Raw genomic sequence first — 14,610 nt, 5'->3', positions numbered from 1 at the left:
CGTGAGCGAAGCGAGGGGACCGGGTGAGGATGCCGGCGAAGCGAACCCTTGATCCCTGACCGGGCCGGGCTACCGTTTAGGGCAGGCGAAAGGTGGTCAGCGAAGCGGCTCAACCCCGCAGTAGGCGGCGCTCGACATGAACACCGAATAAGGCAGCGCTTGCGCTGCGAACTCGACCCGCGCAGCGGGGCCTAAAAGCCGAAGGCTGCGCATTGGTGACACCGCGGCCAGCTCGATCGGCGGGAACCGTCACCAAGCTATAGCGTTCTGGTTTTCGATGGTGACAGCTAGGCCGCCGGCGCCGGCGGCTGTTGTCACCAGATTCACCGCGCCGGGCTGGTGACAGCGCGAAGCGCTGCAGGAAGCCCGGCCGTCACCATCCGACCGCTAAAAAGCACTGTGCGGATGGGGGTTTATCCATCATTTCTTGATGATTGGTGGGTAGAGAAATGACTTGCGGCGGCAAGGTGGCGATTCGTTGTCAGAACGAAGGCGCGGACGCGCTGAAACTGTCTTGCGTTTTGGTGACATGACGATAGATTTTGTCGTCACGCAGTCACCAATTTAGTAGAATTGCAAGTTTGGACGGCGCGCTATTTCGGGTTTTCCCGAACATGCGTCGCCGAGCGCCAAAGGCGCAACGAAAGGGATTGATGCCCGGAAGGGCCGAAACCGGGGGAGCCGGGTTCGGTTCACGAAAGCCCGTCCCTGGCGAAGCCAGGGTGAGCAAGTTGGTTTTGCAAATGGTGAGTGTTCGTAGCCGGGATGAGGAAAAACGACTACCAAAATATGGTGTTTTGGTAGTAGAATAGGACGCTTTCAACATGACCGACCCCGACAACAGGACTGACATGAAGCGACAGCCATGTAGCCCTTCAAACAGCATTCTAGAGGGCGATCTAGAGCTTGCGGCTAAGCATCAAATCATCGAGAAGCTCAAAGTCATGGAGACGCCGATAGGCTTCTACGTAATCGCCGAGTTTTCAGACAAATCCCATGTACTCGAACGACACAAGGGAACAGGTCTGCCGGACTGGTTTTACATCATCGCTCAACTGCTCTCGGAACCGGGTAAAGAGTGGTACTTGACGACCAGACGCGACCGGACAGTTCCCAAAGTTTTCAAGGACTTGAAGCGCCTCAACGATCACTTGAAGGAAGCCTATCCAACGGATAGCTTCGAGTTGATCCGAGGGCAAGACGTGCCAGGAGTGCCCAAAACGAAGACGCGAAAACCCGCGAAAACAAAGGCGGGGATACGCAAGCCGACTACCAAAAAAGGCAATGTTCAATGACCAAAGTATGGTATATTGGTTTCTGTCCATCCCCATTACGGAGACAGAAACATGCTGGAATTCTTGGCCCTCGCCGAGCAATGCGCGCCGACGGTCGCACCGCAGACGATGGCGGCGCTTGTTCATGTCGAGTCGAGTTTTAACCCTTACGCAATAGGCGTCGTTGGTGGCCGGCTCGCCCGGCAACCAACCAGCCGCGATGAAGCCGTAGCGACCGCGAAGGCGCTTGAGGCCGACGGCTGGAACTTCTCGGTAGGGGTTGCGCAAGTCAACCGCTACAACCTCCCCAAATACAACCTCACCTACGAACTGGCCTTCGATGCCTGCGCGAACCTTCGCGCCGGCTCGAAGATCCTCGAAGACTGCTTCGTGCGTGCCACGCCGCGCACGGGCAGCGAACAGGCCGCCTTGCAGGCGGCTTTCTCCTGCTACTACTCCGGCAACTTCACGCGCGGTTTCCGGCCTGACAAGGCCGGCGAGCCGAGCTATGTCCAAAAGGTACTCGCGCAAGCGAACGTGCCGGCGAAGGCGATTCCGGTCGTGCCTTCGATCAAGCCGGGGCAGGGCAGCGCAGCGCGCCCGAAAGCCGTCAAGGCTGCGGACAGCGCGCCCGCGACCGATGCGCCGGCTCCTGTGTCGGCCGAACCGGCCGACCATGCCCCCGTGCTGCTGCGCCCGTCGTCGGAACGCGACGCGGTGCGTCTGCAACGTGCGGTGCCCGGCACCGACGGAAATCAACCGGCCAAAGCCAGCGAGACGGCCGGGACTGGCGGCGAAGCGAAAAGCTCCGTCGTCGTCTTCTGAGGACGACTTATGAAATTGATGGTGGTGGAAAGCCCGAACAAGATCAAAAAGATCGAAGCCGAACTAGGCGAGGGCTGGAAGGTGATGGCAAGCGTGGGCCACGTCCGCGACTTGCCGCGTAATGGCCTCGGGATCGAGAAGCCCGATTTCACGCTGTGCTATGAGTACATCCCGCCGGCCAAGGTGGGCGACCGTACTTTCCCAGGCGGCCAGGACCGCGTAGCGCGCATCCGCAAGGAAGTACGCAACGCGGAAATGGTCTACCTCGCCACCGACCCGGATCGGGAAGGCGAGGCCATCGCGTGGCACCTGAAAGACGCGCTCGCCCTGGGCAATGATGAGTATCAGCGCGTGACGTTCGATGAAGTCACGGGCAAGGTCATCCGGGCCGCGCTGGCGAAGCCGCGCAAGATTGACGACGATCTGGTACATGCCCAGGAAGCGCGCCGCGCCCTCGACCGGATCGTGGGCTACATGGTGTCGCCGCTGCTGTCCGACATGCTCGGGCTGAACCTTTCAGCGGGCCGCGTGCAAAGCGTGGCCGTGCGCATAGTGGTCGATCTTGAGCGACGCATTAAGGCGTTCCGCAAGACGAACCATTTCGGGGCCGTCGTGTTCTTCGACGGCGACGCCTGGAAAGCGGAGTGGAACACGAAGCCATTCACGACCGAGGATTCGCCCTACGTTCTGAACGAAGAACTGGCGAACAGGGCGGCCAACTCGCGGCAATTCCGCGTCACGGATTCGAGCACGGACACGGCGCGCGAAGCGCCGCCGTCGCCGTTCTCTACGTCGCTGCTGTTGCAGGCGGCAAGTGTGTCGCTCAAGCTCGATCCCGAAGTGACCGCGAAGCTCGCGCAAAAGCTCTTTGAGCAAGGCGCGATCACCTACATTCGCACCGACAGCGTGAATTTCGGCGATGACGCCATTGCCGAAATCCGGTCCTATGCCGAGGGCAAGGGCTGGAAGCTGCCGGATGCGCCGCGCCGCTTCAAGGCGAAGGGCGACGCCCAGGAAGCCCACGAAGCGATCAGGCCGACGCATATCGAAGTCGAAGAAGCCGGCGAGGACGACAAGCAGCGCGCCTTGTATCGCCTCATATGGCAGCGCTCGGTTGCCTCCCAACTGGCCGATGCCCGCTACAAGGTGAACGCGGTCACGCTGGAATCGACGGACGGCCCGACGCCGTTCGAGTTCAAGGCCAAGGGCCGCGTGCTCATTGAAGCCGGTTGGCGCGTCCTGACCGCGAAAGATGCGGTCGAAGACGCCGACACCGACGACAAGGCCGACGGCGAAGCCAAGGACGCGGGCAAGGTGCCCGTGCTCGATGTCGGGTCCGATAAGCGGGCCGACACCGGCAAGATTCTGCGCAAGCAGACGATGCCGCCGAAGCGGTACACGAAGGCGAGCTTGATTGCCAAGTTGGAAGCCGAGGGCATCGGCCGTCCGGCGACTTACCCGGCCATCATGGGAAACGTGATGAATCGCGGCTATCTGGCCGAGGAAAAGCGCTACCTCGTCCCGACGGAAACCGGCGAGCTGGTCGTGGACAATCTGGTGAAGGCTGGCTTCGCCTTCATGGAACTGGATTTCACCCGCGATCTGGAAGGCCAGCTTGACCAGATTGCCGAGGGCAAGACGACGTATCTCGACGTCGTTGCGCCCGCCTATGACCAGTTGAACAAGGAACTGGTGAGCATCGCCCAGGGCGGCGAGTTCAAGCCGCGCTATACCTGCCCGAAATGCTCGGCCGGCCTGCGCCGGTTCAACCATGCGACCCGTGGGCCGTTCTGGTGCTGCACGAACGACGATTGCCGGCACTTCATGGACGACGCCAAGGGCAAGCCCGTCGAACGCCTGTCGTATCCGTGCCCGAAGTGCGCGACGGCGCTGCGCCGGTTCAAGCGCAGAAACGGCGGCGGCTACCTGTGGGCCTGCCCGAACGACGAATGCAAGACCTTCCTTGACGACGTGGACGGCAAGCCCCTGGAACCGAAGGTGCATAGCTGTCCGAAGTGCAGTTCGGACCTGCGCCGCTACCAGAAGAAGGACAAGGAAACTGGCAAGCCGAAGGGCTTCGGCTGGTTCTGCACCAACAAGGAATGCTCGACCTTCCTCGATGACGAAAAGGGCAAGCCCGTCGTCATCAAGACGGCCCCATGCCCGGCCTGCGGCAAGCCGATGTATCGGCGCAAGAGCACGCAGGGCGCGGGCTACTGGTGGGGGTGCAGCGGGTTCAAGGACGGCTGCAAGAACGTCATGGACGACAAGGCCGGCAAACCCGTGCCGAAGGCGGCCAAGAAGCCGGCCGGGAAGTCGCCCCGCCGGTCGTAGCGCGCTACCATGAAATGCAAAAGAAGATCACCAAAATGGTATATTTTGGTGTTCTCTGTTGTATAATCCGGCTAGAGAACGGACTAAGGGAGAGCATAGAAATGAAGTGACCAAATCCGATTTCTACGGCTGCGGACCGTTCAACCCGTTCTCGCTTTCTTTTTCATAACCTGGAGTCGAAAAACCTATGGAATCCCTGACCATCAACAAGAGCGGCGCAAGCCGTGCGGTTCCCCTGCTGGCCCTGGTGGCTGTCCTGGCGCTGTTCGCGGTCGAACCTGCCTTCGCGCAAGGCGGCTTGGACAAGGTGAACACCTTCATGGACAACGTGCTGTCGATCCTGCGCGGCGTCTCGATCACGGTCGTTACCATCGCCATCATGTGGGCGGGCTACAAGTTCCTGTTCAAGCATGCCGACATCGCCGAGTGCGCGAAGATTCTGGCGGGTGGTCTGCTCATCGGTGGCGCGGCCGAACTGGCCCGCTTCCTCCTGAACTAAGGGGGTAGCCCGCGATGTCGGCACCAATGGACGTACAAGACCCGCGCGACCCGTTGTTCAAGGGTTGCACGCGGCCGGCGATGGTGTTCGGCGTGCCATTGGTGCCGCTCGCCGTCGTTTCTGGCGTGGTCATCCTCCTGAGCGTCTGGACGACGATTTTTCTCGCCCTGTCGCTGTTCCCCATCGTCCTGACGATGCGGCTCATTGCGAAGTCGGACGATCAGCAATTCAGGCTCTTGGGCCTGAAATTCCTGTTCCGGGGCGTGAACTACAACCACAACGGACGGTTCTGGAAGGCTTCGGCTTACAGCCCGATCCCCTTCAAGAAGCGGAAGTGAGGCGCGCATGAACGCTCAACCAAAGTATTTTCAGCAACTGAACCGGGAAAGGGCGATTGCGCCCTTTCTGCCGTACAGCAGCCATGTTTCGCCGAATACCATCGTCACGAAGGACGGCGACTACCTGCGCATCTGGAAGGTGGCCGGCATCGCGTTCGAGACGACCGACGCCGACGAAATCTTGCTGCGCAAGGAACAGCTAAACACGCTGTTCCGCTCCATCGGCACGAACCATGTCGCGCTGTGGTCGCACAACGTGCGCCGCAAGACTAGCGACCGGCTGAAATCGGTCTACGACAACGATTTTTGCCGCGATCTGGACCAGAAATATTACGACTCGTTCGCCGGCTATCGCATGATGGCGAACGAACTGTATTTGACGGTCGTGTACCGCCCGAACCCGTCGCGCATGGACCGCGCCCTGGTGAAGTCGTCGCGCCGGTCGGTGGATGAAATCAAGCGCGACCAGCAGGCGGCCATCCGCAAGCTGGACGAAATCGCCTATCAAATCGAGTCGAGCATGCGGCGCTATGGCGTCGATGAAAAGCGCGGCCTCGAAGAACTGACGACCTACACCGACACCGACGGCGTGCTGTACTCGCAGCAATTGGAGTTCTTGAACTTCCTGATTACTGGCGAGTGGCAAAAGGTTCGCGTGCCGACGATGCCCCTCAACGAGTACCTGGGCACGGCCTGGGTGTTCGTAGGCACGGAAACGATTGAAATTCGCTCGCCGAAGACGACGCGCTTTGCGCAGTGCATCGACTTCAAGGACTACACCGCGCACACCGAGCCGGGCATTCTCAACGGCCTGATGTACGAAGACTACGAGTACGTCATCACGCAGTCCTATAGCTTCATGACGAAGCGCCAGGGCAAAGAGTTCTTGGAACGACAGATGAAACAACTGTCGAACGCCGAGGACGGCAGCGTGACGCAAATCGTGGAAATGAAAGAGGCCATCGACCAGCTTATCCAAGGTGAGTTCGCCATGGGCGAATATCACTACTCGCTGATGATCTTCGGCGAGTCCATGGAAAAGCTGCGCCGCAATACCACGTCGGCCATGACGATCATTCAGGATCGCGGCTTTCTGGCCGCCATGGTGGCGACGGCGACCGATGCGGCTTTCTACGCGCAGTTGCCTTGCAACTGGTCCTATCGGCCCCGTGTGGCCGGCCTGACCAGCAAGAACTTTGCGGGCCTGTCGAGCTTCCATAACTTCCGCGCTGGCAAGCGTGACGGCAACCCGTGGGGGCAGGCGGTCACGCTGCTGAAAACGCCATCGGGCCAGCCCTTGTATCTGAACTTCCACTACTCGAAGGGCGACGAAGACAACTACGACAAGAAGCTGCTCGGCAATACCCGCATCATCGGCCAGTCCGGCGCGGGTAAGACGGTGCTGATGAACTTCTGCCTGAGCCAAGCGCAGAAGTACAAGCACAATGCGCCGTCGGGCTTCTGCAACGTGTTTCTGGATAAGGACGAAGGCGCGAAGGCGACCATTCTCGCCATCGGCGGCAAGTACCTTGCCGTCAAGAATGGTAAGCCGACCGGCTTCAACCCGTTCCAGATGGAGCCGACCGAGGACAATATTCTGTTCCTCGAAAAGCTGGTCCGCGTGCTCGTCTCGGGCGAGGGCCAGCGCGTCACCACGACCGACGAACTTCGCATCAGCCATGCCGTGCGCACGGTCATGCGTATGCCGCGCGAGCTTCGCCGGCTCTCGACTGTGATTCAGAACATCACCGAGGGCACCGACCGCGAGGACCGCGAAAACAGCGTGTCGAAGCGGCTTTCGCGTTGGTGCTACGACGACGGCAACGGCAAGCGCGGCGCGTTCTGGTGGGTGCTGGACTGCCCGAACGACGAAATCGACTTCACGACGCACAACAACTACGGCTTCGACGGCACCGACTTCCTCGACAACAGCGACGTGCGCACGCCGATTTCCATGTACCTGCTGCACCGCATGGAAACGGTCATTGACGGCCGCCGCTTCATCTACTGGATGGATGAGGCGTGGAAGTGGGTCGATGACGAAGCGTTTGCCGAGTTCGCGGGCAACAAGCAGTTGACCATCCGTAAGCAAAACGGCCTGGGCGTGTTTGCTACGCAGATGCCTAGCAGCCTGTTGAAGTCGAAGATTGCTTCGTCCCTGGTGCAGCAGGTTGCGACGGAAATCTACCTGCCGAACCCGAAGGCCGATTACCACGAATACACCGACGGTTTCAAAGTGACCGACGCGGAATTCGAGATCATCAAGAGCATGGGCGAGGAAAGCCGCATGTTCCTCGTAAAACAGGGCCACCAATCCATGATTGCGCGGCTCGATCTGGCCGGGTTCGATGATGAACTGGCTATCCTATCTGGCAGTTCGGACAACAACGAACTGCTCGATGCTGTCATTGCCGAAGTGGGGGACGATCCCCGGCAATGGCTCCCTGTGTTCCACGAACGCCGCAAGGCTCGCGTGGTGGCTTCCAAACAAGAGTGAGGTATTTATGAAAAGGATTCTCGTCGGAGCGATGTTCGCAGCGGCTTTTGTTGGGGCCGCCAACGCGCAAATTCCCGTCAGCGTGACTGTCGATGCTCCTGCTACAGCAAACCACTTGGAGACGATCACCAAGTGGGTAGCGCAGTACAAGCAGCTTGAGGCGCAGATTGACCAAGCGAAGCAGCAATATTCGTCCCTCACGGGTTCCCGTGGCCTGGGTTCCATCATGGACGATCCGAAGCTGCGGGATTACCTGCCGCAAGACTGGCAGCAGGTCTATGACGCCGTGAAGAACGGCGGCTATGACGGCCTGACCGGACGCGGCAAGCAGGTCTACGCCGATAACAAGATTTTCGATGGTTGCGCCTTCGTCATGTCCGAGGATGCGAAGAAGGCGTGCGAGGCCCAGGCCGTGAAGCCTTCCCAGGACAAGGCCGTGGCTCTGGATGCCTTCGACGCGGCCAAGAGCCGCTTGCAGCAGATTGACGGCCTGATGCGTCAAATCAACCAGACGCAAGACCCGAAGGCGATTGCCGAGCTTCAAGGCCGTATCTCTATCGAGCAGGCCAAAATCCAAAACGAAGCGACCAAGCTGCAACTCTATTCGATGGTCGCGGCGGCCGAAGAAAAGGTGCAGGCGCAGCGGCAGCGCGAAATCCAGGCCCGCACCTGGGCGGCCCGCAAGGGCATCCAGGCGCAGCCCGTGACCTTCAACAGCAACTAAGACCGATTGGCGACGCCGCCGAGCTGGCCAGCGGCGTCGCCAGTCACCAATACGGCGTTTGGTGACGCCATCCCGGCCAGGCTCGCCGGGATCTGTCACCAGACGGGACTAGGGCGGCAAGCGCGCTGCCCGCCTACTTGGAGAGTGAAGCAATGAAAAAAATGATGGTGCTGGTTATGGCGGGCGCGCTGTCTGTTCTTGCCGGTTGCAAAGAAGACAAGACGGAAGTGGTTCAGTCCGTCGAGTGGTACAAGGCGCACACGGCCGAGCGCAAGGAAATGCTCGCCAAGTGCAACGAGAACCCCGGCGAGCGCATGGCGACGCCGAATTGCGTCAACGCAAGCCGCGCGGATTCCTCCACGACGTGGGGCGCTCGCGGCGGCGGCATCAAGCCCGTGGCACCGCTCACGGCCGACGAACTCAAAAAGAAATAGGACGGTGACATATGGACCCGATGGTCTTTCAGTTCATCGGCGAGACGGTGCAGAACGCGACGGATGCGTTTGTGTCGCCGGCCGCCTCAAAGCTGATGACGGCGCTACAGCTAACCGCGCTGGCCGGGGTGACGCTCTACATCACCATGACCGGCTACGCGATCAGCACGGGCGCGGTTGAAGCTCCGTTTCAGACGTTCCTCAAGCAGTGCGTGAAGATCATCATCATTGCGGCTTTCGCCCTGACCGCTGACGGCTACACCAATAGCGTCATGGGCGCGCTGCAAGGGCTGGAAACCGGCCTTTCCGACGCGCTCAACGTGGGCGGCGGCAATGCGACCTCGATTTATCAGGTGCTTGACCAGTCATTGGGCAAGGGCATGGAAATCGTCGGTACGTGTTTCCAGAAAGCCGATGAAGCCGGGTGGAACTTCGGCGCGGTCCTTGGGTGGGCAATTGCGGGCCTCGTCGTTGCCATCGGCACGGTGCTGGTGTCGATGCTCGGGGGTGCTGTGGTCATCGTGGCGAAGTTCTCGCTTGCGATTGTCTTCGCCATGGGGCCGCTGTTCATCCTCGCACTGATGTTCCCGATCACGGCGAAGTTCTTCGATAGCTGGTTCGCCCAGGTGATGAACTACACGCTGACGATTGTCATCATGGCCGTGGTGATGACGTTCGCCATGAAAGCCTATGACACGTTCATCCAGGGCGCGGACTTCTCGGGCAGCGGCGACGACAACCCGATGTTTGCGGCCTTGCAGATTGGCGCGCTTACCGGCGTGCTTATCTGGATCATCCTACAGGCCGGCGGCATAGCCTCCGGGCTGGCCGGTGGTGTCTCGATGGCTGCAATGGGCGTCCGGCACCTGATGATGCCCGTCACGGGCACCATGCGCGGCCTGCAAGGGGCGCGGAACATGGTGGACCCGATGACGACGCGCCGCGATATGCAGTCGGGCATGATGACGACGGCCCGCCGGTCGAACCATATGGTCGCCGGCAATACGATGTGGAACCCGGCTTACCGGCAGCACGTCTTGCAGAACATGGGCAAGAACTGGGGCCGCGCCTCCGGCGGAACCGTCAAAAACTGATCTTCTTCGCCGCTCTGTTTCTGAAAAGGGACAGGGCGGCTTTTTTTGCGCCTTCAATTACCAAAATAGGGCATTTTGGTATGAATGGTTGTATAATCTGGCTTGCCCATAACCTAACCCGTAGGGACCAACACATGAAACGCGCTTTTGTCCTTCTTCTGCTCGCGGCCGCTCTTGCTGGATGCGCGAGCACTCGGCCGCCGGTAGTCCCTTCCCTGGAAGGGAAACCGCGCGTTCCGATCAACAAGCAACAGCCGACGCCTATCACTCCGGCCGCGGCCTCGACCGTCAATCAATCTCAAGGGGAGTAATGTATGTTCGGACGCAAAAAACCGGCGGCTGAGGCAGCGACGCCGCCGAGCACTGACCCGGCGCAGCAGCATTTCGACAAGGCCATGGATTGGGAAGCCTCGCGCATCCAATCCATTGAAAAGTCTGAGGGCCGCGCCTGGAAGGTGGCCGGCGCGGCGGCCGGCGTCGCGGTGCTTTCGTGGATCGCAATCGCGCTGATGATGCCGCTCAAAGAGTCGGTGCCCTACGTTATTCGCGTGGACAACACCACGGGCGTCCCTGACATCGTGACCGCCATGGACGTGAAGGGCGTCGGTTACGACGAAGTGATGGACAAGTATTGGATGGCACAATACGTCCGCGCCCGCGAAACCTACGACTGGTACACGCTGCAAAAGGACTACAACACCGTCGGGCTGCTGTCCTCGCAGCAGGTCGGCGCATCCTATGCGGCGCTGTTCGAGGGCAAGGAAGCGCTCGACAAGAAATTCGGCTCGTCGGTGCGGGCAACCGTCGAAATCGTGAGTGTCGTCCCCAATGGACGCGGGACCGGCACCGTCCGTTTCATCAAGACCACGAAGCGGGTTGACGATGACGGCCCCGGCACCGTCACGAAGTGGGTTGCGACCGTCGCTTACGAGTACCGCAATCCGTCTCTTATCTCGGAATCGCAGCGCTTGGTGAACCCGTTCGGGTTCCAAGTGCTGAGCTACCGCGTCGATCCCGAAATGATCGGGGGTGGACAATGAAACCTGCTGCTATCGCTCTCGCGCTGGCGTGCGCTTTCGGTAGCACGGCCGCCCTGGCCGTCGATGTGCCGTCATCGTCGCGCTATGACAATCGCATCCAGTACGTGAACTACAACCCCGGCGATGTCGTGCTTGTGCGCGCTCTGCCGGGCCTCGGCGCTCGCCTTGTATTCGGCCCGGACGAAGAAATTCTCGATGTGGCGTCCGGCTTCTCCCAAGGATGGGAGTTCAGCGACCGGCGCAACATCCTCTACGTCAAGCCGAAGTCCATCAAGCAGGGCGAAAACCAAATCCTGTCGCCGAAGGCCGGGGATTGGGACACGAACCTGATGGTCACGACCAACAAGCGCATGTACGACTTCGACTTGAAGCTGATGGCGAGCGCCGGCAGCGACGGCAAGCCCGTCGCAAATCAGCGCGTCGCCTACCGCGTCCAGTTCCTGTATCCCGGCGAAGCGCGGGCGAAGGAACGCGCCGAGGAACGCAAGCGCGCAGCACAAGCGAAGCTCGATGTCACGCCGCCGCCGATGAACTGGCACTACTCGATGCAGATCGGCGACAAGTCCGAGGGCATCGCCCCGACGATGGCCTACGATGACGGCCGCTTTACCTATCTCCGGTTCCCGAACAACCGCGATTTCCCGGCCGCGTTCATCGTTGCCGCCGACAAGACGGAAAGCCTCGTCAACAGCCATATCGACCCCAACACGCCCGACGTGCTGGTGATTCATCGTGTGTCGCCTGAACTGGTCTTGCGCCTCGGGAACGCTGTCGTCGGCGTCTACAACGAGAGCTACGACCCCGACGGCCTGCCGCCGACAAACGGCACGACTGTCCCCGGCGTTCAGCGCGTCATCAAATCCGGCGAGGAAGCAAAATGAGCAATCAAGCGAATAACACGCCTTCGGAACTGGAAGCGCTCGACGGCGAGCGCGGAATGCCGAGCGTGAACCAAGAAGGACCGTCCACGAAAAAGCGCGCCCTGGTGCTGCTCGCCATCGTGCTTTTCGTGGCCGCAGCCGGCGGCGTCGGCTACTGGAAATTCAAGCAGCAACAGAACCGCGATGCGGCCGGCGCGGAAGAAAAGAAGCTGCGGCTTACCAGCGCCGTGCCGGCCCGCACATTCAGCGAGCCGCCGACCAAGCACGTACCGCCGCCGCTGCCCGATCAGGAAGCCAAGGCCGTGCCTGTGGTGCCGGCTGTCGCTTCCGGCGGGCAGACCGGCCAACGGCCGGCCCTGCCGGGTGACGCGACTTACCAAGCGCCGGTTCCGCGCCTGGACAAGTCGGCGTCGTCGCTCATGGTGGCGAGCCAGTCGAACCAACGCGCAGGCGGCCAGGAAGGCGGCCAGGAAGGGGCCGGCGGTGCCCGTTCGCAAGCCTCCGGCCAGGACGGGCAAGGCGGCATGTCGGCGCTGCTGAGTTCCACGAAGACGGCGACGCGCAAGGCGACGAACCTCGGCAACCGGAATTTCCTGTTGGCGAAGGGAGCGTTCATCGACTGCGCCTTGCAAACGAAGCTCGATACGACCGTGCCCGGCATGACCGCGTGCGTCGTGACACGCAACATTTACAGCGACAACGGCAAGGTGCTGCTCATCGAGCGCGGTTCGACCGTCTCGGGCGAATACCAGTCGAACATGCGCCAGGGCATGGCCCGCATCTTCGTTCTGTGGAACCGCATCAAGACGCCTAGCGGCGTCGTGGTCAATCTGGACTCGCCGGGCACCGATGCCCTCGGCGCGGCCGGTGTAGGCGGCTATGTCGATACCCATTTCTGGCAGCGCTTTGGCGGTGCGCTCATGCTCTCCCTGGTGGACGACGTGGCGCGGGGCATCACGTCGCAAACCAGCGGCAGCAACGGCAACAACCAGTTCAATTTCAACTCTACGGGCGAAGCCACGCAAAACATGGCGGCGGAAGCGTTGCGCAACACGATCAACATTCCCCCGACTCTTTACAAAAATCAGGGCGAGCAAGTCGGTATCTACGTCGCCCGCGATCTTGACTTCTCGGGGGTCTACGATGTCGCAGCCCAATAATTCCGGCGCTAATGAGTACCTGACCGGCGAAGGCGCGGTGCAGCGTGCAACCTCTGTCAACTTCCATCTGGAAGCCGTGAAACAGTGGATGCAGGACGCTGAAATTACCGAAGTGTGCGTGAACCGGCCGGGGGAAGTGTGGTGCGAACGGCAAAGCGTGTGGGAAACCCACAAGGTGGACGCGCTGACGTTCGATCACTGCCTTTCACTGGCGACCGCCACGGCCAAGCTCGCCAAGCAGGACATTTCCGACACGCGGCCGATTCTGTCGGCCGTGCTGCCGGCCGGCGAGCGTGTGCAAATCGTGATGCCGCCCGCTGCGGAACACGGCACGGTATCGGTCACGATCCGTAAGCCGTCGTTCTCGCGGCGCACGCTGGCCGACTACGAGAAGCAAGGCTTCTTCAAGCACATTCGGCCCCTGTCCGGCGAACTGTCGCCCGACGAACAGGAATTGCTCAAGCTCAAGCAGGAAGGCGATTACATCGGCTTCCTGCGCCGTGCTGTCGAGCTTGAAAAGGTCATCGTCGTGGCCGGCGAGACGGGTTCGGGCAAAACCACGTTCATGAAGGCGCTGATGCAGGCCATCCCAACCTCGCAACGCATCATCACCATTGAGGACGTGCCGGAACTGTTCTTGCCGGATCACCCGAACCACGTCCACCTGTTCTATCCGAGCGAGGCCAAGGAAGAAGAAAACGCGCCCGTCACGGCCGCGTCGCTGCTGAAAAGCTGCCTGCGCATGAAGCCGACGCGCATCCTCCTGGCCGAGCTTCGCGGCGGCGAGACGTTCGATTTCGTCAACGTCTGCGCCTCGGGCCACGGCGGCAGTATCACCAGCTTGCACGCGGGTTCGTGCGATATGGCATTCGAGCGCATGGCCCTGATGATGTTGCAGAACCGGCAGGGCCGGACGCTGCCCTACAACGTCATCAAGCGGCTGCTCTATCAGGTGGTGGACATCGTGATTCACGTCCACAACGACGTGTATCACCCGGAACTCGGCCGCCACATTACCGAACTCTGGTACGACCCGACCCGCAAACGCGCGGTCGCAGCGGAGTAAAGGTGCGACGGGCTGGCTTCCTCGCAAAGCGCGCCGCGTGCGCGCTTTTCCGTTTGGTGACGGGCGCAGCTGCTCGATCGCGGATTTCTGTCACCAATGCCGGCCTTGGCTGCGCGCCCTGCGGGCTTACCCAAAGGGGCGCTGCCCCTCTGGACTTCCCGCCCTCGCCGGGGGGCAGGGATGCAGGGGGTAAGACTCCCTGCATCCCCGCCGTGAGGGTGGGGGCACTCCATCGGCATCAAGGGTTCGCTTCGCCGGCATCCTCACCCGGTCCCTGCGCTGCGCTCCGGGCTGCGGCCTCCGGTCCCGCCCTTGACACCGATTCCGGCCGGCTGCGCGTGGTGGTGGCTGGTGACAGCGCGAAGCGCTGCAGGAAGCCATCGCGTCACCAATTCTTCATCCATTCAATGGCGACGGCCAGGCCGACCTGGTTGCGCCAGATTG

Annotated in this window: 13 protein-coding genes; all 13 read left to right on the top strand. The window is 61.1% G+C overall.

All coding sequences use genetic code 11. The features are described 5' to 3' along the window. Positions 1 to 824: 824 nt before the first annotated feature. The 13 genes from ACMGGK_RS24675 (at position 825) to virB11 (ending at position 14,166) form a co-directional block, all read left to right on the top strand. Positions 825 to 1,295: a hypothetical protein gene (locus ACMGGK_RS24675; RefSeq protein ID WP_052118641.1), complete on the top strand. Its 471-nt coding sequence runs from the start codon at positions 825 to 827 to the stop codon at positions 1,293 to 1,295. A 51-nt stretch (positions 1,296 to 1,346) separates the two neighbouring features. After that, positions 1,347 to 2,099, top strand: coding sequence for a transglycosylase SLT domain-containing protein (locus tag ACMGGK_RS24670; protein ID WP_420277519.1), 753 nt, complete (start codon positions 1,347 to 1,349; stop codon positions 2,097 to 2,099). A 9-nt stretch (positions 2,100 to 2,108) separates the two neighbouring features. Further along, a complete protein-coding gene (topA, locus tag ACMGGK_RS24665) occupies positions 2,109 to 4,433 on the top strand; it encodes a type I DNA topoisomerase (RefSeq protein ID WP_420277517.1) in 2,325 nt (774 codons plus the stop codon). 187 nt (positions 4,434 to 4,620) lie between these two features. After that, positions 4,621 to 4,932, top strand: coding sequence for a TrbC/VirB2 family protein (locus tag ACMGGK_RS24660; protein WP_043298201.1), 312 nt, complete (start codon positions 4,621 to 4,623; stop codon positions 4,930 to 4,932). Between the two features lie 14 nt (positions 4,933 to 4,946). After that, positions 4,947 to 5,270: a type IV secretion system protein VirB3 gene (locus ACMGGK_RS24655; protein WP_043298203.1), complete on the top strand. Its 324-nt coding sequence runs from the start codon at positions 4,947 to 4,949 to the stop codon at positions 5,268 to 5,270. A 7-nt stretch (positions 5,271 to 5,277) separates the two neighbouring features. Beyond that, positions 5,278 to 7,767 (top strand): VirB4 family type IV secretion/conjugal transfer ATPase, encoded by a 2,490-nt coding sequence (locus tag ACMGGK_RS24650; protein WP_043298205.1) that lies wholly within the window; start codon positions 5,278 to 5,280, stop codon positions 7,765 to 7,767. Between the two features lie 7 nt (positions 7,768 to 7,774). Continuing rightward, on the top strand, positions 7,775 to 8,491 hold the full coding sequence (gene virB5 / locus ACMGGK_RS24645; protein WP_248068997.1) for a P-type DNA transfer protein VirB5: 717 nt from the start codon (positions 7,775 to 7,777) through the stop codon (positions 8,489 to 8,491). Between the two features lie 152 nt (positions 8,492 to 8,643). Beyond that, positions 8,644 to 8,925 (top strand): EexN family lipoprotein, encoded by a 282-nt coding sequence (locus ACMGGK_RS24640; RefSeq protein WP_248068994.1) that lies wholly within the window; start codon positions 8,644 to 8,646, stop codon positions 8,923 to 8,925. Positions 8,926 to 8,936: 11 nt separating this feature from the next. Then, positions 8,937 to 10,019, top strand: a complete 1,083-nt coding sequence (locus ACMGGK_RS24635) for a type IV secretion system protein (RefSeq protein WP_043298210.1) — start codon at positions 8,937 to 8,939, stop codon at positions 10,017 to 10,019. A gap of 314 nt (positions 10,020 to 10,333) precedes the next feature. Continuing rightward, entirely contained in the window at positions 10,334 to 11,059 is a 726-nt protein-coding gene (locus ACMGGK_RS24630; protein ID WP_071446368.1) for a virB8 family protein, read from the top strand. Continuing rightward, positions 11,056 to 11,940 (top strand): P-type conjugative transfer protein VirB9, encoded by an 885-nt coding sequence (gene virB9 / locus ACMGGK_RS24625; RefSeq protein ID WP_137040477.1) that lies wholly within the window; start codon positions 11,056 to 11,058, stop codon positions 11,938 to 11,940. Before ACMGGK_RS24630 ends, virB9 begins: the two co-directional genes overlap by 4 nt. Further along, the gene (gene virB10 / locus ACMGGK_RS24620; RefSeq protein ID WP_248068990.1) at positions 11,937 to 13,100 is read left to right on the top strand and encodes a type IV secretion system protein VirB10; all 1,164 of its coding nucleotides are present in this window, start codon (positions 11,937 to 11,939) and stop codon (positions 13,098 to 13,100) included. The genes virB9 and virB10 overlap by 4 nt, the downstream gene beginning before the upstream one ends. Further along, positions 13,084 to 14,166 (top strand): P-type DNA transfer ATPase VirB11, encoded by a 1,083-nt coding sequence (virB11, locus tag ACMGGK_RS24615; RefSeq protein WP_043298216.1) that lies wholly within the window; start codon positions 13,084 to 13,086, stop codon positions 14,164 to 14,166. The genes virB10 and virB11 overlap by 17 nt, the downstream gene beginning before the upstream one ends. Positions 14,167 to 14,610: the final 444 nt, after the last annotated feature.

The sequence above is a fragment of the Serratia sp. BNK-33-b genome, assembly GCF_048684565.1.
In the GTDB taxonomy this organism is placed as follows: Bacteria; Pseudomonadota; Gammaproteobacteria; order Enterobacterales; family Enterobacteriaceae; genus Serratia; species Serratia marcescens.
The sequence above is the reverse complement of the archived record's forward strand: the minus strand, read 5'-3'. Positions and strand labels throughout refer to the sequence as shown.